Genomic DNA, 18,841 nt, shown 5'->3' with positions numbered 1-18,841 from the left:
TATCGAGATTTCAGGCCGTCCCGGTTGGGGCGGCCTTTTTCGTTGTAAATTGACTTGTCATCCCGGCGGCTGCGCAGCGGCCCGTCGGGACCCAGGGGCAATCACGATGCGCCGGCCCCTGGGTCCCGGACAGCCTCTGCGAGGCTTCCGGGGTGATAAGGATTTTGAGCGTTAGAGCTCACCCCGCCCTACTCCTTCGCGATCCGGGCCAGGTGCCCGAGGATCTTCTCCGCAGCATCCAGGCGCTGCGCCGGCGTATCCCACTCGCCCTTGATGACCACCTTCTGGTCGGGGCGGACCTTCCAGATCAGGCCGTTCTTGGCGACATACTGCATCAGCCCCAGTGGGTTGGCGTAGGTGTCGTTGCGGAAGCTCGCCACAGCGCCCTTGGGCCCGACGTCGATCTTGGCGACATTGGCCTCGCGGCACAGGCCCTTGATGGCCACCACCTTGAGCAGGCTGTCGGTCTCGGGCGGCAGCGGGCCAAAACGGTCGATCAGTTCGGCCGCCAAGGCCTCGCGATCGGCCGACTTCTCGGCTTCCGACAGACGGCGATAGAGCGACAGGCGCACATTCAGGTCGGGGACATATTCGTCCGGGATCATCACGGCCGCGCCGGTATTGATCTGCGGCGACCAGCCACGATCCTCCAGCAGGGCCTCGGCGCCCTGGCGCTGGCGCAGCTCGGCGACGGCATCTTCCAGCATCTGCTGATACAGCTCGACGCCGATTTCCTTGATATGGCCGCTCTGCTCGTCGCCCAGCAGGTTGCCGCCGCCGCGCTGGTCCAGGTCGTGGCTGGCCAGCTGGAAGCCGGCCCCCAGGCTGTCGAGCGATTGCAGCACCTTCAGTCGTTTTTCAGCCGACAGGGTGATGGTCTTCTCGTTGGGCGTGGTCAGGTAGGCGTAGGCGCGGGCCTTGGACCGGCCGACCCGGCCTCGGATCTGATACAGCTGGGCCAGGCCGAACATGTCGGCTCGGTGGACGATCAGGGTATTGGCCGACGGAATGTCGAGACCGCTCTCGACGATCGTGGTGGCAAGGAGAACGTCGTACTGGCCTTCGTAGAAGGCCGTCATCACGTCTTCCAGTTGGGTCGGGGCCATCTGGCCGTGGCCCACCACATATTTGACCTCGGGCACCTGGGTGCGGAGGAACTTTTCGATCTCCTCCAGGTCCTTGATGCGCGGCACCACATAATAGGCCTGACCGCCGCGATACTTCTCGCGCAGCAGGGCCTCGCGCAGGGTCACCGGGTCGAACGGGCTGATATAGGTGCGCACAGCCAGGCGATCGACCGGCGGCGTGGCGATGATCGACATCTCACGGATGCCGCTAAGCGCCATTTGCAGGGTGCGCGGGATCGGCGTCGCGGTCAGGGTCAGCATGTGCACGTCGGCGCGAAGCTCTTTGAGCTTCTCCTTGTGCTTGACCCCGAAGTGCTGCTCCTCGTCGACAATCACCAGGCCCAGGTCCTTGAACGAGACCTGCTTGGACAGGATGGCGTGGGTGCCGACCACGATTTCCAGCTGGCCATTGGCCAGGCCTTCACGGGTCTCGGCAGCTTCCTTGCCGGTGACCATGCGCGACAGGCGGGTGATCTTCACCGGCCAGCCCTGGAAGCGATCCTTGAAGGTCTTGAAATGCTGGCGGGCCAGCAGCGTGGTCGGACAGACGATGGCCACCTGCTTGCCGCTCATCGCCACGACGAAGGCGGCGCGCAGGGCGATCTCGGTCTTGCCGAAGCCCACGTCGCCGCAGATCAGCCGGTCCATAGGCTTGCCCGAGCCGAGATCGCCAAGCACATCGGCGATGGCTGACAGCTGATCGTCGGTTTCCTCATAGGGGAAACGGGCGCAGAACTCGTCGAACACACCTTGCGGCGCATCGGTCTCTTCCACCGACTTCAGCTGACGGGCGGCGGCGATCTGGATCAGGCCCTCGGCCATGACCCGCAGGCGTTCCTTGGCCTTGGACTTGCGGCTCTGCCAGGCGGCCCCGCCCAGCTTGTCCAGCTGCACGTTCTCGCCGTCGGTCCCGTAGCGGGTCAGCAGGTCGATGTTCTCGACCGGCAGGTAGAGCTTGCTGTCGCCGGCATACAGCAGATCCAGGCAGTCGTGCGGCGCGCCCTGGACGTCGAGGGTTTTCAGGCCCTCATAGCGGCCGATGCCATGGTCGATATGGACGACGAGGTCGCCTTGCGTCAGGGCGCTGGCCTCGGCCAGGAAGTTGGCGGCGCGGCGCTTCTTGCGCGGGCGGGCCAGACGGTCGCCCAGGATGTCGGTCTCGGAAATGACCGCCAGGGTCTCGGTCTCGAAGCCGTGGTCCAGCGGCAGGACCACGCGCTGCGGGATCTTTGGATCATTGGCCTTGGCCGCCTGCCAATAGCCGGCATAGCTGATCTTCTTCAGGCCATGGTCGGCCAGCATGGTCCCCAGCCGCTCGGACGAGCCCTCAGACCATGAGGCGAACAGCACGCGCTTGCCCTGGGCCGCCAGAGCGCTGGCGTGGTCGGCCGTGGCTTCGAAGAGGTTCACGCTGTCCTGGGCGCGCTCGGCGGCGAAAACCCGACCAAGCTTGGCCCCCATGTCGATGACATCCAGCCCCTGGGGCTGGAACGGTGTGAACTTGCGATGCGGGCGGTCGTCCAGCGCCTGATCCCACTCGGCCGCCGTCAGGTACAGCGCCTGAGGCTCGAGAGGGCGATAGGCCGATTTGCGGTCGGCGCTGGCGCGCGCATCATAGGCGTCCGCGATCATCGCCAGCCGTTCGTCCCGCGCTTCAGCAGCCTGATGATCGACACCGACCAAGGCGCCGTCGGGAAGATAGTCAAACAGCGTCGCCATTCGCTCGTAGAACAGCGGCAGCCAGTGTTCGAGGCCGGCGCGGCGGCCACCCTCGCTGACGGTGTTGTAGAGCGGATCATCGCCCGGCGCGCCGAACTTGGCGACATAGCCGCGGCGGAACCGCGAGATGCCCTCGGCGTCCAACAGGGCCTCGCTGACCGGCAGGAGATCGATTTCTTTGAGCTGCTTGGTTGAGCGCTGGGTTTCGGGATCGAAGGCGCGGATGCTCTCCAGCGTGTCGCCGAACAGGTCAAGGCGCACGGGCTCTTCGGCGGCCGAGGGATAGACGTCGATGACGCCGCCCCGGATCGCGAACTCGCCCTTTTCTGACACGGTGGAGGCGCGGACATAGCCGTTGACCGCGAAATAGCGCTCCAGGTCCTTGATATCGACGCTGCTGCCGACCTTGGCCGAATAGCTGGCGCGCATCAGCACGCTCTTGTCAGGCACCCGCTGCAGCAGGGCCGGCGCGGCGATCACCAGGATGGCGGGTTTTGCTGAACCCAGTCCCCGAGCGAGACGCGACAGGGTCGCCATGCGCTGCGCTGCGACGCCGGCCGAGGGCCCGACGCGGTCGTAAGGCAGACAGTCCCACGACGGGAAGATCACCACCTCGATCTCAGGAGCGAAGAACTTCAGGGCGTCGGCGAAGGCGTTGGCGCGGGCGGTGTCGCGGGCGACGAACGCCGTCAGGCCGCCGCGCGCACGCGCCATGTCGCCCATCACCAAGGCGTCGAAGCCCTCGGGCGCGCCGGACAGGGTCAGGCCGCCGGCGGCCTTGGCGATCTGCTTGGCGTCGTAGGCCATGAAACTCTCTTACGCGCCGTCGCCGATCGGGCGGACGGCATGGGCCTCAAAGCGGAACTCGCGGATCATCGCCAGCACGTCCGTCTCGAACTCAGCGGGCGTGGCTTCCTGCCCGACGATCCAGGCGTAAATCTCGCGATCCGGATTTTCGAGAAGCGCCTCAAGCGTATCGAGCTGCTGAGGAGTCAGCTTGTGGCCATGGTTGTCCGCGAACGGCCCCAGAATGAGGTCCGCTTCCCGAAACCCGCGATGCCAAGCGCGGAAGCGAAGCCGCCGAAGGCGGGAGTCTTGATCTATGGTCATGTGCTCGGCGGATATAGAGCGCGCCAAGGGCGGGCGCCAGCACTCAGGATAGTTTGCGCCATTCCATAACCACGTACCAGGGCGCGCGATTGTAGCGTTCGGCCTTGGCGGGGTCGCCGCCCGTCGCGACGGGCTCATCGAAATGGGTGAGGATCAGGCCCGATGTCAGAAACCAGCGCATGTAGTCGCTGAGCGGCCGATGCCAGTTGCGGATTGAGATCCCACGCCAACTTTCCCGGCTGCTCCTCGTCTCCAGATAGCGATCCATCGCAAAATGGGTCAGGCGTCCCAGCAAATCGCGCTGCCAGCCGCCGTGGACGGCGGCGGTCTTGAAGCTGGCCAGATTGGCGATCAGCAACGTCCCGCCAGGCTTAAGCACCCGCGCCATCTCGGCTATGGCGGTCTGGACGTCCTCGATATCGATCAGACTCAGATAGCTCACCACCAGATCGAAGCTGGCGTCGGCGAACACCAGCGCTTCTGCGCGTCCCTCGACATAGAGGCCGCCCGGGTCACGCGCGCGCGCTGCGTCGAGTAGTTCCTCGGTCGGATCCAGACCCACCGTCTCGAAACCTTGCCCTCGCAAGATCCTGCAAAACCGCCCTTCCCCACATCCGACATCGAGGGCTGTTCCCCGGACCAGCCCGGACAGACGCTCAATCATGACGTTGTCGAGCACGTGCTGACGGCCAAAGTCACCGTTCTCGCCGATGTCGGCAATCCAGGCTTTTGCGGAGCTCTTCCAGCCGCTTTCGTCCATCTCGGTCTTGTCCCCCGCCCGCGCGCCATCATTGACTTTGACGCGGTTCAGCCTATTTATCCCCAGCTTCGGAGCAGGTCAGGCGAATCCGCGCCGCCCGTTCGCCCAAACACGGGCGGCTCTGAATTCAGCCAGATTGATATGACAGAATTTTCCGAACTCGGGCTGTCGCCCACGACCCTCCAAGCGGTCGCAGACACCGGCTACACCACGGCCACTCCTATTCAGGCCGCAGCCATTCCTGTTGCACTCGCCGGGCAAGACGTCCTGGGCATCGCGCAGACGGGCACCGGCAAGACCGCCGCCTTCACCCTTCCGCTGATCGACAAGCTGATGACGGGCCGCGCCAAGGCGCGCATGCCCCGCGCCCTGGTCATCGCTCCCACCCGCGAACTGGCCGACCAGGTGGCCTCCAGCTTCGAAAAGTACGCCAAGGGCACCAAGCTCTCGTGGGCCCTGCTGATCGGCGGCGTGTCGTTCGGCGATCAGGAAAAGAAGCTGGATCGCGGCGTCGACGTTCTGATCGCCACCCCTGGCCGCCTGCTCGACCATTTCGAGCGCGGCAAGCTGCTGATGACCGGCGTGCAGTTCCTGGTCGTTGACGAAGCTGACCGCATGCTGGACATGGGCTTCATCCCGGACATCGAGCGCATCTTCAAGATGACGCCGCCCAAGAAGCAGACCCTGTTCTTCTCGGCGACGATGCCGCCGGAAATCACCCGCCTGACCAAGCAGTTCCTCAAGGATCCCGTGCGGATCGAGGCGGCGCGGCCGGCGACGACCAACGAGAACATCACCCAACTGCTGGTCAAGGTCCCCTCCTCCGATCCCAAGGCTAAGCGCCTGGCGCTGCGTGCGCTGATCGAGAAGGCCCAGATTGAAACCGGCATCGTGTTCTGCAATCGCAAGACCGAGGTCGATGTGGTGGCCAAGTCGCTGCGCTCGCATGGCTTCGACGCCGCCGCGATCCATGGCGACCTGGACCAGAGCCAGCGCATGAAGACCTTGGCGGCCTTCCGCGATGGTTCGCTGAAGATCCTGGTAGCCTCCGACGTCGCCGCGCGCGGCCTGGACATCCCGGCTGTCAGCCACGTCTTCAACTATGACGTCCCGCACCACGCCGACGACTATGTGCACCGTATCGGTCGCACGGGCCGGGCCGGTCGCTCGGGCATCACCTACATGCTGGTCACCCCGGCTGACGACAAGGGTTTCGACAAGGTCGTCAAGCTGATCGGCTCGACGCCGGTCGAAGAGAAACTCGAGCTCGACTACTCGCAGGCCGTTACTGTCCATCGCGACGGCGACAAGAAGCGTGGCGGTCGTGGCGCGCCGCCGAGCCGTGATCGCGGCGGCGAACGCGAAGCTGGCGAACGCTCGGCCCGTGGCGGCCGTGGCGCTCGCACGCGCGACGCCGAGGCCGCTCCGGTCGACGCCGCTACGCCTGTTGATGGCGTGATTGAAGCGCCGTCCGCCGCACCCGTGGAAGCCCGCGAGGGTCGCCCCGCCCGTACACGTGGCGAGCGCAAGCCGCGCGAACGGGGTCCGCGCGCCGATCGTCCGGAACGCGCCGCTGAGCCGGAAGTTGTCGAGGCTGTCGCCCCTGTTCAGGTCGACTCTGACGTTGAAGCTGAAGCCGAGGTGCGCCCTGCCCGTGAACGCGGCCGTGATCGTGGTCGCGGCCGTGATCGGTCTGAACGCGGCCCGCGTCCTGAGCGCATCGAGGCCGCCGCCCCGGTCGAGACTGAAGCTGAGGCTCCGCGCGAACGCGGTTACGACCGGGCCCGTCCTGAGCGCGCCGCCGCCCCGGAACGCGAAGCTCGCCCCGCCTCGCCCGTGCGCGGCGTTCAGCCGGTGCGCGGCCGCGAGGACGACGACGACCGCCGCGTTGTGGGCTTTGGCTCAGACACCCCGGCCTTCCTGATGCGCGCTCCGCCGCGTCTGCCCAAGGTCTCGTCCGACGACTGATCGGGACGGCGACGCGCAGGCGTCGCCATTCCTGTGAAATGAGCGTAGGATAACGGCGTTCTCGGCTCTGGCCGAGGCGCCGCCCGCGCGACGCCGTGGCCGATCCGAGCCCTCTCGGAGGTTCTTGGCATGCAAGCCGCAAACGAAGCTCAAATCTCATCAGATCTGCTGGCACATGAGCGCACCTATCATGCGTTCAACATGCTGCTTCGCTGGTCGATGCTCGGCCTGGCGACGGGCCTGACCAGCCTGACACTCTGGTTCGCGACGCCGATTGGCTTCATCGGCGGCCTGATCGTCGGGGTTATCGTCTGGGTGGCGGGTTATTACGGTCTTGTCCGCCACGAGGCGCGACAGCCGCTGGATCCCTGGGCGATGGGGCGCTGAGGCCTTCCACCACCCAGGGTCCGGGTCAGCGCTTGATCTGGCTGGCCAGATACTTGCGGATGCCGTCGCCATAGGGCGGACGCAGGCCCAGCATCGGCGCGATGTCCTTCTTCAACTGCTGGAAGACCGCCTTGCGATGGCTGAACTCCAGGAAGCCGTCGTGCCCATGATAGGCGCCCATGCCAGCCGGGCCGACGCCGCCGAACGGCAGCTCTTCCTGGGCCACGTGGAAGATCACGTCATTGACCGTGACCCCGCCGCTGGTGGTGCGCTCCAGCACCCGGTCCTTCTCGGCCTCATCGGTCCCGAACCAGTAGAGGGCCAGAGGGCGGTCATGGGCATTGATGTAGTCCACCGCCTCCTCGACCTTCTGATAGGTCTTCACCGGCAGCAGCGGGCCAAAGATCTCCTCTCGCATCACCGCCATGTCGTCGGTGGGGTTGAGGATCAGGGTCGGGGCGATCTTGCGGTGCGGCTGTTGTGACAGGTCCTCACCGGCTGGATTGATCTCGACAATGGTCGCGCCCTTTGCGCGGGCATCGTCGACATAGCCAGAGATCCGATCGAAGTGCCGCTGGGCGACGACGGCGGTATAGTCCGGATTGTCTTTCAGGGTCGGGAAATAGCGGCCGACGGCTGCCTTGGCTTCAGACACGAAGCTGTCGACCTGATCGGACGGCACAAAGACATAATCGGGCGCCAGGCAGATCTGGCCGGCGTTCAGGGTCTTGCCATTCATGATCCGGGCGGCGGCGGTGGCCATGTCGGCGCCGCGCGACAGGATCACCGGGCTCTTGCCGCCCAGTTCCAGAGTGACCGGCACCAGGTTCTCGGCCGCCGCGCGCATCACGTGGCGGGCCACCGATGTGGCGCCGGTGAAGACCAGATGATCGAAGGCCAGGCCGGAGAAGGCCTGCCCCGCCTCGGCGCCGCCGACGAAGACCGCAATCTCTTCCTCGGTGAAAGCCTTGGCGAACATCGCCTTCATCAAGTCCGACGTCGCCGGGGTGAACTCCGACGGCTTGATCATCGCGCGGTTTCCGGCGGCCAGAATGCCAGCCAAAGGTGCGAAGGTCAGGTTGACCGGGAAATTCCAGGGGCTGATCACGCCAACCACGCCCTTGGGCTGGTACTGGATCCCCGCCTTGGCTCCGAACAGGCCCAGGATCGCAGGCGTCGTCTTGCGCTTCTGAGGTTTCATCCACTTGGCGAGATTGTCGCGCGCGAACTTCAGCGGCCCGATGGACCCGGCCACATCGGTCAGTGCGGTGGCTTCGGGCGAGCGAGACCCAAAATCGGTACCGACCGCTTTTGCGATCTGCGCCTGATGGCCGATCAACAGATCAATGCAGCGGTTGAGGCGTTCGATGCGCTGGTCCGCAGACCAGGGACCATCGCGCAAATGCGCCGCCTTCTGGCGCTGCAGTACTTGATCCATTTCGGCTCTATGGGCGTCGAGCTTTAGATTTGTCGTTGCGTTCATGGTCGCGATCCTCCCGCCGGCCCACTGCGGGGCTCACCTTATCAGTGTTCACAATGATTGGCGAAATTGCGAAGCGCAAGAGAACCTTGTTCGCTCTTAACGCCTCGTTTGAACTCTCGCAGCTAGACTGCGACTCCAAGCGATCGGCATTCTCGCTACGGGAACGCGCCGACGGGGGAAGAAAAGATGTCGGACGTCGAAACTACGCTGCGCGGCCCCGAGGCCTACAAGATCGCGAAACGCGCCCTGGAACTGATGGAGCGCCATCAGGTTTGGCCAACCGCGCTCAACTTCGAACTCTGGACCCACTACGTGGCCGATCCCGAGGGTGCTCTGGCGCGCGAACTCACCCGACTCATTTCCCTTGGCGAGCCGCTGACCGAAATGGTCAGCGAGGAACTCGCCGCGGCCTACCTCCCCAAGGCCAAGCTGAATGAACAGATCCGCGACGCCGGTGACCTGCTAAGTAAGGAACTGGAATCGGTCTCTAAGGCGATCCAGAACGCCCAGAAGACCAACGCCGCTTTTGGCAAGCAGTTGGACGGGGTTTCCAAGGATCTCGACAGCAGCGCCGATGTCGGCGCCATCAAGTCGATGGTCACCAATCTGGCCCAGGCCACCCGCCGTGTTCACAAGGAAAACCAGTCGCTGGAAGCGCGCCTGGCCGAATCGACCGCCGAGGTGGACCGCCTGCGCGAACACCTGGAGCAGGTACGCCGCGACGCCACGACAGACGGTCTGACCAACCTGGCCAACCGCAAGGCTTTCGACGAAGAACTGGACCGCGCCTGCTCTGAGGGCGACGAGGCTGGCACCAGCCTGTGCCTGGCCGTGCTCGATATCGACCACTTCAAACGCTTCAACGACACTTGGGGCCACCAGACCGGTGACCAGGTCATTCGCTATGTCGCATCCGTCATCGGCCGGGTCGCCGCCATGCCGCGCTTCGCTGCGCGCTACGGCGGTGAAGAATTTGCGATGATCTTCCCTCGTGAATCGTCGAGCATCGTCGCTGGCTGCCTGGAAGAGATCCGCGAGGAGGTTTCTTCCCGCATGCTCAAGCGCCGTTCGACCAATGAAGACCTGGGCACGATCACCATCTCCTCGGGTTTCGCCGAACGGGCCAAGGACGAAAGCAGCCATTCCTTGATGGAACGCGCGGATGCCGCCCTGTACGCCTCCAAGCGCACAGGCCGCAACAAGGTCAGCTCGGCCGAAAACAAGCCGGCTTCAGCCAACGCCGCCTAGGCTTTTGCCTCTTTGAAAACCGTCAGCGCCGCCGTTTTCGCGAACGGCGGCGTTTTCGCATGAAAAACCCTCTGGCCTTCCCCCGGGTTAGTGGCGCCTAGCTATCGTCCAAAGAGCGCCAAGCCTTGGGAGGACGCCATGGACTATCAAAAGATTCGCCTAACCGCCGAGGACGGCGTCGCGACCATTACCCTGGCCGATCCGACGACGCTGAACGCCGCCAGCATGGATCTGGCGCGCGAGATCACCCATGCTCTGGCCGCGATCGCCCACGGAAAGATCGTGGCGCGCGCGCTGATCATCACCGGCGAGGGCCGCGGCTTCTGTTCGGGCGCGAATCTCTCGGGCGGCGGTCCCGCCGCTCGCGAACTCGATGTGGACGGCAAGCCGGACGCCGGTTCAGCGCTGGAAACCGTCTATAATCCGATGATGACCGCTCTGCGGGACTTCCCCTATCCGATCGTCACCGCCGTGAATGGCGCGGCTGCCGGCGTAGGCTGCTCGCTGGCCCTGATGGGCGACATGATCGTGGCCGGTGAAAGCGGCTACTTCCTGCAGGCCTTCCGTCGCATCGGCCTGGTGCCCGACGGCGGCTCGACCTATCTGTTGCCACGACTGGTCGGCAAGGCGCGGGCCATGGAAATGATGCTGCTGGGCGACAGGATTTCGGCCGCCAAGGCCTTTGAGTGGGGTCTGGTCAATCGCTGCGTGCCAGATGGCGAACTCATCGCCACCGCCACGACGATCGCCAGGGAGCTTGCCAACGGCCCAGTAGCCCTGGGCGCAATCCGCAAGCTGGTGTGGGATAGCCTTGATACCGACTGGAACGGCCAGTTGCATGCTGAGCGCAAGGCCCAGAAGTTTGCCGGCAAGACCGAAGACTTCATCGAGGGCGTCAGCGCCTTCCTTCAGAAGCGCGCCGCAGCGTTCAAGGGACGCTAACCCGCGAGATAGGGCTTGTAGCTCTTTTCCTCGACAATATCGGAACCGGCCGCCGCATTGATCGCTCGCTTGATCGCGGCGCGCTGGTCGTTCTCGATATAGACGCGGCGCGCCAGGGCCACGAAGTCGGGGCCAAAGTCCTGGCGACGCTCGCAATCACGCTTACCGTCCTCGACGTCCCACAGGGCGGCGTTGACGGCCGTCAGGTCGGCGGTCAGGCGCTCCATGTCAGCGCCGGGCGGGATGTGCGACAGCGCCGTGGCTTCCAGCAGGGCCAACTCCTTGCGGACATTGGCCTCCTTGGCCGCGTCGCCGATGCGCTGGGCCTTGACGCGCAGGATGGTGATCTTGTCGATCAGTTCGCCGGCCGAGATGGGTGCGAGGATAGGCATTCAGGCGACTCCAGACATCAGGCGCGGCTCATCAATCTTGTGAGCGCGGCCTCGACCGCCTCGTTGGGCAGGGCGGCCATGTCGTCTCCGTAGTCGCCTGCGATCAGCATCTCAAGCTTCGCGGCGGCCGGGCGGAACTTCAGGGCCTTGCGGGCGTCCTTCTGCAGGGAAAGCAGCGGCGCGCCGCCGGCCGCCAGCATGTGGCCCGGGCCGGCGTCATTGGCCACGGCGGCGCTCAGGCGGCCGGCCAGGGCGATGACCAACAGGGGCCCCTTCACATGCGGAAAGGCGTCGCGACGATCCAGCTCGGGATAGCGCGCCGCCGGAACCTCGCGCCGCGTGCGGGCTGCATCCTCGACCTCGTCGGGCCCGTAGAAGAACACGGGCGTCGCGCCGACGGTCTCCAGATGCCGGGCCAGGGCGATATAGCGCTCCAGCGGCCAGCGCTTGTCCTGCCCGCCGGCGCCGGGCGCCAGGCCGACATAGGTCGGACCATTGGGCAGAAGGGCGCGAGCAGCCTCCAATGCGTCGAGATGGGTCAGGGTGATCGGCGTCGGCGCGCCCTGCCCGTTCGAGGCCAGGGCCAAGAGCCTGGCGAGCCGATCGGTCACGGCCACGGGCCAGTCCCTGGTCCGCGCCAATCGCGCCGCTGAGACAAAGGCGCCGGCCGCGCGCTGGGCCACGGCGCTGCGGCGCAGGTTCTCCTGGGTGTCGATGACGAGGTCAAACCTGCGGCCCCCGAACGGCTTTACCCATGGCAGGATGTCGAAGGCTCCGGCGCCCGTCGGGCCGTCAGTCAGAATCTCGTCGACATAGCCCTCAACGACCGCCTTAAGCGGTCCGGCGTAGACTGTCTGGCCCTTGGCGGCGCACCAGGTGATCCAGGCGTCTGGAAAGGCGGCCCGCAAGCCGGCGATGAAGGGCAGCTTGATCAGCCCGTCGCCGATCACCTCACCCATCGAATAGACCAAGATCGTTTTGACCATGGGCTGGATTAGGCCGTCGGCGTCTTCGGGGTCAATCTGCGGTTTCGACGGCCGGCTGGATTGTCACGCTCTCGCCGCAGCCGCAGGCGTCGGTTTCGTTGGGATTGTTGAACACGAACTTCGACGACAGCTTGGTGGTCTCGTAGTCGATCTCGGTGCCGACCAGGAACAGCACCGCCTTGGGATCGATCAGGATGGTGACATCCTTGTCCTCGATCACCTCGTCCAGCGGGTTCTTCTCGAGGGCATAGTCGAAGACGTATTCCGAGCCGGCGCAGCCACCGTTCTTCACACCGACACGAAGGCCGGCATAGGGCTTGTCGGGCTCCTCAAGAGCCTTCCGGACCATGATCTCCTTCACGCGCGCGGCCGCAGCGTCGGTCAGGGTGACGACCTTGGGGCGGGGGCGACGAAGGCGGGGCGTGAGGGCGGCTTCCATGGCGTTTTGACCGATCAGAACATGTTCAGTTGCAGCTTGGCCTCGTCGCTCATCCGCGACGGGTCCCACGGCGGCTCGAAGACAAGATCGACGGTGCAGGACTTCAGGCCTGGAATCTCCATCACCGCGTCCTTGACCCAGCCCGGCATTTCGCCGGCCACCGGGCAGCCCGGCGCGGTCAGGGTCATGTCGATGGCCACGTCCTTGTCGTCGCTGACGTCGACCTTGTAGATCAGACCCAGCTCATAGATGTCGACCGGGATTTCCGGATCAAAGACCGACTTCAGCTTCTCGATCAGCAGGTCAGTCAGCTTGGCCAGCTCTTCCTTGGGAAGGGCTGAGGGGGTCTCGGGAACGGCGGCGTCGGTCATGAAGGGCTCAACTGAAGAAACTGCGGGCCTTGGCCAGAGCGTCCACGAACGCATCGGCCTCGGCCTGGGTGTTATAAAGGGCGAAGGAGGCGCGCGCGCTCGAGGTGACGCCAAAGCGTCGCATCAGGGGCTCTGCGCAATGGGTTCCGGCCCGCACGGCGACGCCGTAACGATCCAGAACCTGGGCGATGTCGTGGGCGTGGGCGCCCTCGATCGTGAAGGTCAGAACCGCGCCCTTGCCGGGCGCCGTGCCAAGAATCCTGAGGCCATTGACGCCCTGAAGACGCTCTGCGACCCGATCGTAAAGCGCGTGCTCGTGGGCGAAGGCGGCATCACGATCCAGACCGTTCAGCCATTCGATCGCTGCGCCCAGACCGACCGCCTCAAGGATCGCCGGGGTGCCGGCCTCGAAGCGATGCGGCGGGTCGGCATAGGTAATGACGTCCATCGACACCGAGGCGATCATCTCGCCGCCACCCTGATACGGCGGTAGGGCGGCCAGGCGGTCGGCCTTGCCATAGAGCACGCCGATGCCGGTGGGACCGTAGAGCTTGTGGCCGGAGAAGACGTAGTAGTCGACGTCCATGGCCTTTACGTCGACCCGGGTGTGGACCACGCCCTGGCATCCATCCAGCAGCACGGGGGCCCCGGCGGCATGGGCGAGGCGGACGATCTCAGCCACGTCATTGACCGTGCCCAGCACGTTGGACATGTGGGTCAGGGCTACCATCCTGGTGCGCTCCGACAGCAGACCCTCATAAGCCTCCATGTCGAGGCGGCCGTCGTCCAGCACCGGCACGAACTTCAGGACCACGCCCTTGCGCTCGCGCAGGAAGTGCCACGGAACGATGTTGGCGTGGTGCTCCATCTCGGAGAGCACGATCTCGTCCCCGGCCTGCAGCGACAGCCCAAGCGAAGACGCCACCAGATTGATGGCGTCGGTCGCGCCCTTGGTCCAGACGATTTCGTTCGGCTCGGCGTTGATGAACTTAGCGACTGTTTCCCGCGCTTTTTCATAAGCTTCGGTCGTTTCATTCGCTAGCGTGTGCAGGCCGCGATGGACGTTGGCGTAGGACGTCCGAGCCAGGCCCATCATGGCGTCCAGCACCGCGTCAGGCTTCTGAGCGCTGGCGGCGGTGTCCAGATAGATCAACGGCTTGCCGTGAACCGTTCGCGCCAGGATTGGGAACTGGGCGCGGATCGCCTCGACATCGAAGGGGGCGTCAAAAGCCATCAGACAATGCTCCGGCCAAGGCGCTGGGCGACCCAGGCGCGGGCGACCTCGCGGGCCGCATCATGCGCGATCCGCTCGACCACCTCGCCGACGAAGGCCTCGGTCAGCATGGCGCGGGCTTCCAGTTCGGGAATGCCGCGCTGGCGGGCGTAGAAGATCGCCTGCTCGTCCAGGGCCCCGATGGTGTTGCCGTGGGCGCAGGCGACGTCGTCGGCGAAGATCAGCAGCTCGGGCTTGGCGTCGACCTCGGCCTTGTCCGACATGATCAGGGCGTGGTGGCCCATGCGGGCGTCGGTCTGGTCGGCGCCGGGCTGGACGATGATCCGCCCCTGAAACACGCCCCGCGCTTGGTCGGCGACCATGCCCTTGGTCAGTTGCGAGGTCGTCCCCTCGACGCCGCCGTGGGTGACCTGAGTGGTCAGGTCGGCGTGGCGCTGGGCGTCCAGCAGATAGATGCCGTCCAGCCGCAGATCGGCATGGGCGCCGGGATGAGCGACGCGGGTCTCGATGCGTTGGCGGCGGGCGCCGGTGGTGAGGATAGTCTGTGCGTACTTGGCGCCGGCGGTCAGGGCGACCTCGGCGTCGACCACAGAGACAGCTTCAGCGGTGTCGCTGGCAAGCACGATGCGCTCGACGACGGCATCCTTGGCCAGGCGGATGTCGACGGCGATTTCGGCCAGATAGCCGTCCGCCAGCCCTTCGTGGCTTTCCAGCAGGGTCAGGCTCGCGCCCTCGCCCACCGTTATCCTGACGCGACCGGCATGGGCCATCGCCGCGGTGGCCGAGATCAGGCGCAGGGCCACGACGCGGGTCTCGCCCGCAGCGATGGTCAGGTCGATCGCCCCTTGGCCATTGACGATCGCATGCGTTTCATTGGCCACGAACGGACCGGATCCGACATCACCCTCAAACTTCGGCGAGACTGGCGGCAGGGTCCGGATCAGGCCCCGAAGGTCGGTCCAGCGCCAGTCCTCGTCGCGACGCGAGGGCAGTTCGGTCAGGTCGCCGGTCTTGATGGCGGAGGCCAGGCTCATGCTGCGGCGCCCGCATACTTGTCGTAGCCTTCGGCTTCCAATTGCAGGGCCAGTTCCGGCCCGCCAGAGGCGACGATGCGGCCGGCGGCCAGCACATGGACGCGGTCGGGTTTGATGTAGTCCAGCAGGCGCTGATAGTGGGTGATCACCAGCATGCCGCGCTCGGGACCGCGCAGGGCGTTGACCCCCTCGGAGACGATCTTCAGGGCGTCGATATCCAGGCCGCTATCGGTCTCATCCAAGATGAGGAATTTCGGCGAAAGCATCGCCATCTGAAAGATTTCCATCCGCTTCTTCTCACCACCCGAGAAGCCGACATTCAGTCCGCGCTTAAGCATCTCGAAGTCGATCTTCAGCGAGGCGGCCTTCTCCTTGGCCAGCTTCAGGAAGGCCGGGGCGGCGATCTCGTCCTCGCCCCGCGCGCGGTGCTGGGCGTTGAGGGCGGTGCGGATGAAGGTCAGGGCGGGAACGCCAGGAATCTCAAGCGGATACTGGAACGACAGGAACAGGCCCTTGGCGGCCCGCTCATTGGCGTCCAGGGCCAGAAGGTCCTCGCCGTTGAGGCTGGCTGAGCCCTCAGTGACCTCGTAGCCGCCACGGCCGGTCAGGACATAGGACAGGGTCGATTTGCCCGCCCCGTTCGGGCCCATGATGGCGTGTACCTCGCCGGCCGGCACGTTCAACGTGACGCCCTTGAGGATGGCCTTGTCTTCGACGCGGGCGTGGAGGTTTTGGATATTAAGCATTGAAAGCCGTGATCTTTTCGAGCGTCTGGATAGCGAAGGTGGTCGGCTTGCCGGTCAGGGCCGGCGCCTCCCATTCATGTTCGGGGCTGTAGGCGGCGAGTTTCAGGAGTTCAGTCAGCAGCGCGCGCTCGGCAGCGGCGTCCGCATTGCCTTTCGCCAGAAGCTTGGCGCAGCGGTCGATCAGCGGGGCCTCGTCGCCATACGGATTGATCCACGTGCCGTGCGCCGCCTGGTAGGCCAGCTGGCGAGCGTACTTGTATTCCTTGTCGTTCAGCCCGAAGCGGACAGGGATCATCCCACGCTTCCTTCCAGGCTGATCGCCACCAGCTTCTGAGCCTCGACCGCGAACTCCATCGGCAGCTGTTGCAGCACTTCCTTGACGAAGCCGTTGACCAGCAGGGCCACGGCTTCTTCTTGGGTCAGGCCGCGCTGCTGGCAATAGAACAGTTGGTCGTCCGAAAGGCGCGTGGTGGTGGCCTCGTGTTCGAACACCGACTGGCCGTTGCGGGCCTCGATATAGGGAATGGTGTGGGCCGCGCAGGTCTTGCCGATCAGCAAGCTGTCGCATTGGGTGAAGTTGCGGGCGCCCTTGGCCTTGGGGTGGGCGCTGACCAGGCCGCGATAGGTGCTGGTCGACTTGCCGGCGCTGATGCCCTTGGCAACGATCCGCGACTTCGTGTTGGCACCCAGGTGGATCATCTTGGTGCCGGTGTCGGCCTGCTGATGACCGTTGGTCACGGCGATCGAGTAGAACTCGCCCGAGCTGCCCTCACCGCGCAGCACGCAGGAGGGATACTTCCACGTCACGGCCGAGCCGGTTTCCACCTGGGTCCAGCTGACCTTGGAGCGGTCGCCCCGGCAGTCGGCGCGCTTGGTGACAAAGTTGAAGATGCCGCCCTTGCCGGTCACCGGATCGCCCGGATACCAGTTCTGGACGGTGGAGTATTTGATCTCGGCGTCGTCCAGCAAAACCAGCTCGACCACGGCCGCGTGTAGCTGGTTCTCGTCGCGCATCGGGGCGGTGCAGCCCTCGAGATACGAGCAATAGGCGCCCTTGTCGGCGATGATCAGGGTGCGCTCGAACTGGCCGCTATCCTTGGCGTTGATGCGGAAATAGGTCGAGAGCTCCATCGGGCAGCGCACACCCGGCGGGATGTAGACGAAGCTGCCGTCGCTGAAGACCGCGCTGTTGAGACAGGCGAAATAGTTATCCGAGGTCGGCACGACGGTGCCCAGGTACTGCTTCACCAGATCGCCGTGCTCGCGGATCGCCTCGCTCATCGAGCAGAAGATCACGCCAACGGCGGCCAGCTCCTTCTTGAAGGTGGTGACAACGCTGACGCTGTCGAACACCGCGTCCACGGCATAGCGCGGCGCGCCCTCAACCCCGGCCAGAACCTCCTGCTCGCGCAGCGGAATGCCCAGCTTGGCGTAGACGGCCAGGATCTCGGGATCGACCTCATCGAGGCTCTTGGGCCCCTCCTTGGTCTTGGGCGCGGCGTAGTAGTAGGAGTCCTGGTAGTCGATCTTGGGATAGTTGACCTTGGCCCAGTCGGGCTCTTCCAGCTCAAGCCAGCGGCGATAGGCCTCAAGGCGCCAATCCAGCATCCACTGGGGCTCTTCCTTCTTGGCCGAGATGAAGCGCACGATGTCTTCGGAGAGGCCCTTGGGGGCGAACTCCTGATCGATATCGGTGGTGAAGCCGTGCTCGTACTTTTCGAGTGCAGCGACGGCTTCGACGGTGTCTTGAACTGCGGCCACTATGCCACCTCCCGGCGCCGAGCGCCGATACGCTTCCAGGCGGCGATCCAGGCGTCGCCGCATTTAATCCAGTCGTCTTGTGTGCTCGCCCAGCCGCCGCTGACCCGCAGGGCATACGGGGCGAGGTCTGACCGACCCATGGCTTCCACCACGCGGCTGGCCTTGACCTTGCCCGACGAGCAGGCGCTGCCGGCGCTGACCATCACGCCCGCCAGATCCAGGGTCATCACCTGGATCTCGGAGCCGAAGCCCTCGCCGGCGAAACAGAGTGTCTGGGGAAGGCGATCAGCGCTCTCCCCGAGCACGACCGCGCCCTCCGCCTTGACCCGCTCAGCCAAGGCGTCGCGCCAGTGGGCCTGCTCGACCATTGCGGCCAGGTCGCGCGTCGCCGCATCGGCGGCCGCACCAAAGGCGGCGATGCCCGCGACATTTTCGGTACCGGCTCGGCGACCGCGCTCCTGTCCGCCGCCATGCTGGCGACGATGCAGGGTGGCGCGCGTGCCGGCAATCAGGGCGCCGACGCCCTGCGGCCCGCCCAGCTTGTGAGCCGATAGCGCCAGGGTGTCGGCGCCGAGGGCGGACAAATCTATGGCGATCTTGCCGGCTGCCTGAACTGCATCGATATGCAGCCAGCCATCGAAGGCGCGCACCAAAGCCGCAGCCTCAGCGACGGGCTGGATGACGCCGGTCTCATTGTTGGCCAGCATCAGGCAGATCAGGGCGCGGCCCGGGGCTTTCAGGTTGGCTTCCAGCCAAGGCAGTTGAGCCAAGCCATTGGCGTCTACCGGCCAGGTCTCGACCGGCAGGCCGCTGGCCTTGGCGGTTTCGACAACCGCGTCGTGTTCGGTGGCCCCGACGATGATCCGACTGAAGCCTGCGGCCCGGGCGCTATCGATGGCCAAGGCGTTGGCCTCGGTGCCGCCGCTGACGAAGGTGACCGAGCCGGATGGCACGCCGACCAGCGCGGCGACCTGAGCGCGGGCCGTCTCGACCAGATCGCGGCCGGCGCGGCCGGCGGCGTGAACCGACGAGGGATTGGCCGGAGCCTCGAGCGCGCGAAGCAGCGCCTCGCGCGCCTCGTCGCGGATCGGCGCGGTAGCATTATAGTCCAGATAGACGGAGCCGCGAGCCATG

The 18,841-nt window shown here is 65.4% G+C and carries 17 protein-coding genes and 1 pseudogene; 4 read left to right on the top strand and 14 right to left on the bottom strand.

Translation table 11 applies throughout. The features are described 5' to 3' along the window. Positions 1–188: 188 nt before the first annotated feature. From mfd to ACN2C8_RS08950, 3 genes are read right to left on the bottom strand one after another with little or no spacing between them, the layout of a single operon-like run. Positions 189–3,653 carry a transcription-repair coupling factor gene (gene mfd / locus ACN2C8_RS08960; protein ID WP_419255577.1) on the bottom strand — a complete coding sequence of 1,155 codons (3,465 nt, stop codon included), beginning with the start codon at positions 3,651–3,653 and terminating at the stop codon, positions 189–191. 9 nt (positions 3,654–3,662) lie between these two features. Beyond that, positions 3,663–3,956, bottom strand: a complete 294-nt coding sequence (locus ACN2C8_RS08955; RefSeq protein WP_419255576.1) for a succinate dehydrogenase assembly factor 2 — start codon at positions 3,954–3,956, stop codon at positions 3,663–3,665. Positions 3,957–3,999: 43 nt separating this feature from the next. After that, the gene (locus ACN2C8_RS08950) at positions 4,000–4,716 is read right to left on the bottom strand and encodes a class I SAM-dependent methyltransferase (RefSeq protein ID WP_419255575.1); all 717 of its coding nucleotides are present in this window, start codon (positions 4,714–4,716) and stop codon (positions 4,000–4,002) included. Between the two features lie 141 nt (positions 4,717–4,857). On the opposite strand from ACN2C8_RS08950, the pseudogene ACN2C8_RS08945 reads away from it, so the two are divergent. Both ACN2C8_RS08945 and ACN2C8_RS08940 read left to right on the top strand, forming a co-directional pair. Next, positions 4,858–6,285 (top strand): annotated as a pseudogene (locus ACN2C8_RS08945) (DEAD/DEAH box helicase); the annotation flags it as partial. A gap of 528 nt (positions 6,286–6,813) precedes the next feature. Next, positions 6,814–7,071 (top strand): hypothetical protein, encoded by a 258-nt coding sequence (locus ACN2C8_RS08940; protein WP_419255574.1) that lies wholly within the window; start codon positions 6,814–6,816, stop codon positions 7,069–7,071. 25 nt (positions 7,072–7,096) lie between these two features. Here ACN2C8_RS08940 and ACN2C8_RS08935 read toward each other — a convergent pair whose 3' ends face one another. After that, entirely contained in the window at positions 7,097–8,554 is a 1,458-nt protein-coding gene (locus tag ACN2C8_RS08935) for a coniferyl aldehyde dehydrogenase (RefSeq protein WP_419255573.1), read from the bottom strand. A 186-nt stretch (positions 8,555–8,740) separates the two neighbouring features. On the opposite strand from ACN2C8_RS08935, the gene ACN2C8_RS08930 reads away from it, so the two are divergent. Both ACN2C8_RS08930 and ACN2C8_RS08925 read left to right on the top strand, forming a co-directional pair. Continuing rightward, on the top strand, positions 8,741–9,802 hold the full coding sequence (locus tag ACN2C8_RS08930; protein ID WP_419255572.1) for a GGDEF domain-containing protein: 1,062 nt from the start codon (positions 8,741–8,743) through the stop codon (positions 9,800–9,802). A 138-nt stretch (positions 9,803–9,940) separates the two neighbouring features. Further along, positions 9,941–10,744, top strand: coding sequence for an enoyl-CoA hydratase/isomerase (locus tag ACN2C8_RS08925; protein WP_419255571.1), 804 nt, complete (start codon positions 9,941–9,943; stop codon positions 10,742–10,744). On the opposite strand, the gene ACN2C8_RS08920 is transcribed toward ACN2C8_RS08925, so the two are convergent. The 10 genes from ACN2C8_RS08920 to ACN2C8_RS08875 are packed head-to-tail and all read right to left on the bottom strand — an operon-like array spanning position 10,741 to position 18,840. Continuing rightward, the gene (locus tag ACN2C8_RS08920; RefSeq protein WP_419255570.1) at positions 10,741–11,136 is read right to left on the bottom strand and encodes a DUF6165 family protein; all 396 of its coding nucleotides are present in this window, start codon (positions 11,134–11,136) and stop codon (positions 10,741–10,743) included. The two genes, ACN2C8_RS08925 and ACN2C8_RS08920, sit on opposite strands and share 4 nt — an antisense overlap. A 17-nt stretch (positions 11,137–11,153) precedes the next feature. Then, entirely contained in the window at positions 11,154–12,122 is a 969-nt protein-coding gene (locus ACN2C8_RS08915; RefSeq protein WP_419255569.1) for a glycosyltransferase family 9 protein, read from the bottom strand. A 31-nt stretch (positions 12,123–12,153) separates the two neighbouring features. Beyond that, on the bottom strand, positions 12,154–12,561 hold the full coding sequence (locus tag ACN2C8_RS08910; RefSeq protein ID WP_419255568.1) for a HesB/IscA family protein: 408 nt from the start codon (positions 12,559–12,561) through the stop codon (positions 12,154–12,156). Between the two features lie 14 nt (positions 12,562–12,575). Next, the gene (locus ACN2C8_RS08905) at positions 12,576–12,932 is read right to left on the bottom strand and encodes an SUF system Fe-S cluster assembly protein (RefSeq protein ID WP_419255567.1); all 357 of its coding nucleotides are present in this window, start codon (positions 12,930–12,932) and stop codon (positions 12,576–12,578) included. Positions 12,933–12,939: 7 nt separating this feature from the next. Then, entirely contained in the window at positions 12,940–14,166 is a 1,227-nt protein-coding gene (locus ACN2C8_RS08900) for an aminotransferase class V-fold PLP-dependent enzyme (protein WP_419255566.1), read from the bottom strand. Further along, entirely contained in the window at positions 14,166–15,200 is a 1,035-nt protein-coding gene (sufD, locus tag ACN2C8_RS08895; RefSeq protein WP_419255565.1) for a Fe-S cluster assembly protein SufD, read from the bottom strand. Before sufD ends, ACN2C8_RS08900 begins: the two co-directional genes overlap by 1 nt. Further along, complete coding sequence (gene sufC, locus ACN2C8_RS08890; protein WP_419255564.1) at positions 15,197–15,946, bottom strand: Fe-S cluster assembly ATPase SufC; 750 nt, start codon at positions 15,944–15,946, stop codon at positions 15,197–15,199. Before sufC ends, sufD begins: the two co-directional genes overlap by 4 nt. Beyond that, positions 15,939–16,241, bottom strand: coding sequence for a hypothetical protein (locus tag ACN2C8_RS08885; protein ID WP_062146533.1), 303 nt, complete (start codon positions 16,239–16,241; stop codon positions 15,939–15,941). Before ACN2C8_RS08885 ends, sufC begins: the two co-directional genes overlap by 8 nt. Continuing rightward, the gene (gene sufB / locus ACN2C8_RS08880) at positions 16,238–17,707 is read right to left on the bottom strand and encodes a Fe-S cluster assembly protein SufB (protein ID WP_419255563.1); all 1,470 of its coding nucleotides are present in this window, start codon (positions 17,705–17,707) and stop codon (positions 16,238–16,240) included. Before sufB ends, ACN2C8_RS08885 begins: the two co-directional genes overlap by 4 nt. Continuing rightward, positions 17,707–18,840, bottom strand: a complete 1,134-nt coding sequence (locus ACN2C8_RS08875) for a cysteine desulfurase family protein (RefSeq protein WP_419255562.1) — start codon at positions 18,838–18,840, stop codon at positions 17,707–17,709. Before ACN2C8_RS08875 ends, sufB begins: the two co-directional genes overlap by 1 nt. Position 18,841 lies beyond the last annotated feature (1 nt).

It is taken from the genome of Caulobacter sp. ErkDOM-C (assembly GCF_048541825.1).
In the GTDB taxonomy this organism is placed as follows: Bacteria; Pseudomonadota; Alphaproteobacteria; order Caulobacterales; family Caulobacteraceae; genus Caulobacter.
The sequence above is the reverse complement of the archived record's forward strand: the minus strand, read 5'-3'. Positions and strand labels throughout refer to the sequence as shown.

Bases quoted from the DNA above. Each gene is read 5' to 3' on its own strand.
- sufC (WP_419255564.1), bottom strand. From the start codon at position 15,946: ATGCTTAATATCCAAAACCTCCACGCCCGCGTCGAAGACAAGGCCATC.
- ACN2C8_RS08920 (WP_419255570.1), bottom strand. From the start codon at position 11,136: ATGCCTATCCTCGCACCCATCTCGGCCGGCGAACTGATCGACAAGATC.
- ACN2C8_RS08875 (WP_419255562.1), bottom strand. From the start codon at position 18,840: ATGGCTCGCGGCTCCGTCTATCTGGACTATAATGCTACCGCGCCGATC.
- ACN2C8_RS08900 (WP_419255566.1), bottom strand. From the start codon at position 14,166: ATGGCTTTTGACGCCCCCTTCGATGTCGAGGCGATCCGCGCCCAGTTC.
- mfd (WP_419255577.1), bottom strand. From the start codon at position 3,653: ATGGCCTACGACGCCAAGCAGATCGCCAAGGCCGCCGGCGGCCTGACC.
- ACN2C8_RS08935 (WP_419255573.1), bottom strand. From the start codon at position 8,554: ATGAACGCAACGACAAATCTAAAGCTCGACGCCCATAGAGCCGAAATG.
- sufD (WP_419255565.1), bottom strand. From the start codon at position 15,200: ATGAGCCTGGCCTCCGCCATCAAGACCGGCGACCTGACCGAACTGCCC.
- ACN2C8_RS08930 (WP_419255572.1), top strand. From the start codon at position 8,741: ATGTCGGACGTCGAAACTACGCTGCGCGGCCCCGAGGCCTACAAGATC.
- ACN2C8_RS08885 (WP_062146533.1), bottom strand. From the start codon at position 16,241: ATGATCCCTGTCCGCTTCGGGCTGAACGACAAGGAATACAAGTACGCT.
- ACN2C8_RS08925 (WP_419255571.1), top strand. From the start codon at position 9,941: ATGGACTATCAAAAGATTCGCCTAACCGCCGAGGACGGCGTCGCGACC.
- ACN2C8_RS08955 (WP_419255576.1), bottom strand. From the start codon at position 3,956: ATGACCATAGATCAAGACTCCCGCCTTCGGCGGCTTCGCTTCCGCGCT.
- ACN2C8_RS08940 (WP_419255574.1), top strand. From the start codon at position 6,814: ATGCAAGCCGCAAACGAAGCTCAAATCTCATCAGATCTGCTGGCACAT.
- ACN2C8_RS08905 (WP_419255567.1), bottom strand. From the start codon at position 12,932: ATGACCGACGCCGCCGTTCCCGAGACCCCCTCAGCCCTTCCCAAGGAA.
- ACN2C8_RS08910 (WP_419255568.1), bottom strand. From the start codon at position 12,561: ATGGAAGCCGCCCTCACGCCCCGCCTTCGTCGCCCCCGCCCCAAGGTC.
- ACN2C8_RS08915 (WP_419255569.1), bottom strand. From the start codon at position 12,122: ATGGTCAAAACGATCTTGGTCTATTCGATGGGTGAGGTGATCGGCGAC.
- ACN2C8_RS08950 (WP_419255575.1), bottom strand. From the start codon at position 4,716: ATGGACGAAAGCGGCTGGAAGAGCTCCGCAAAAGCCTGGATTGCCGAC.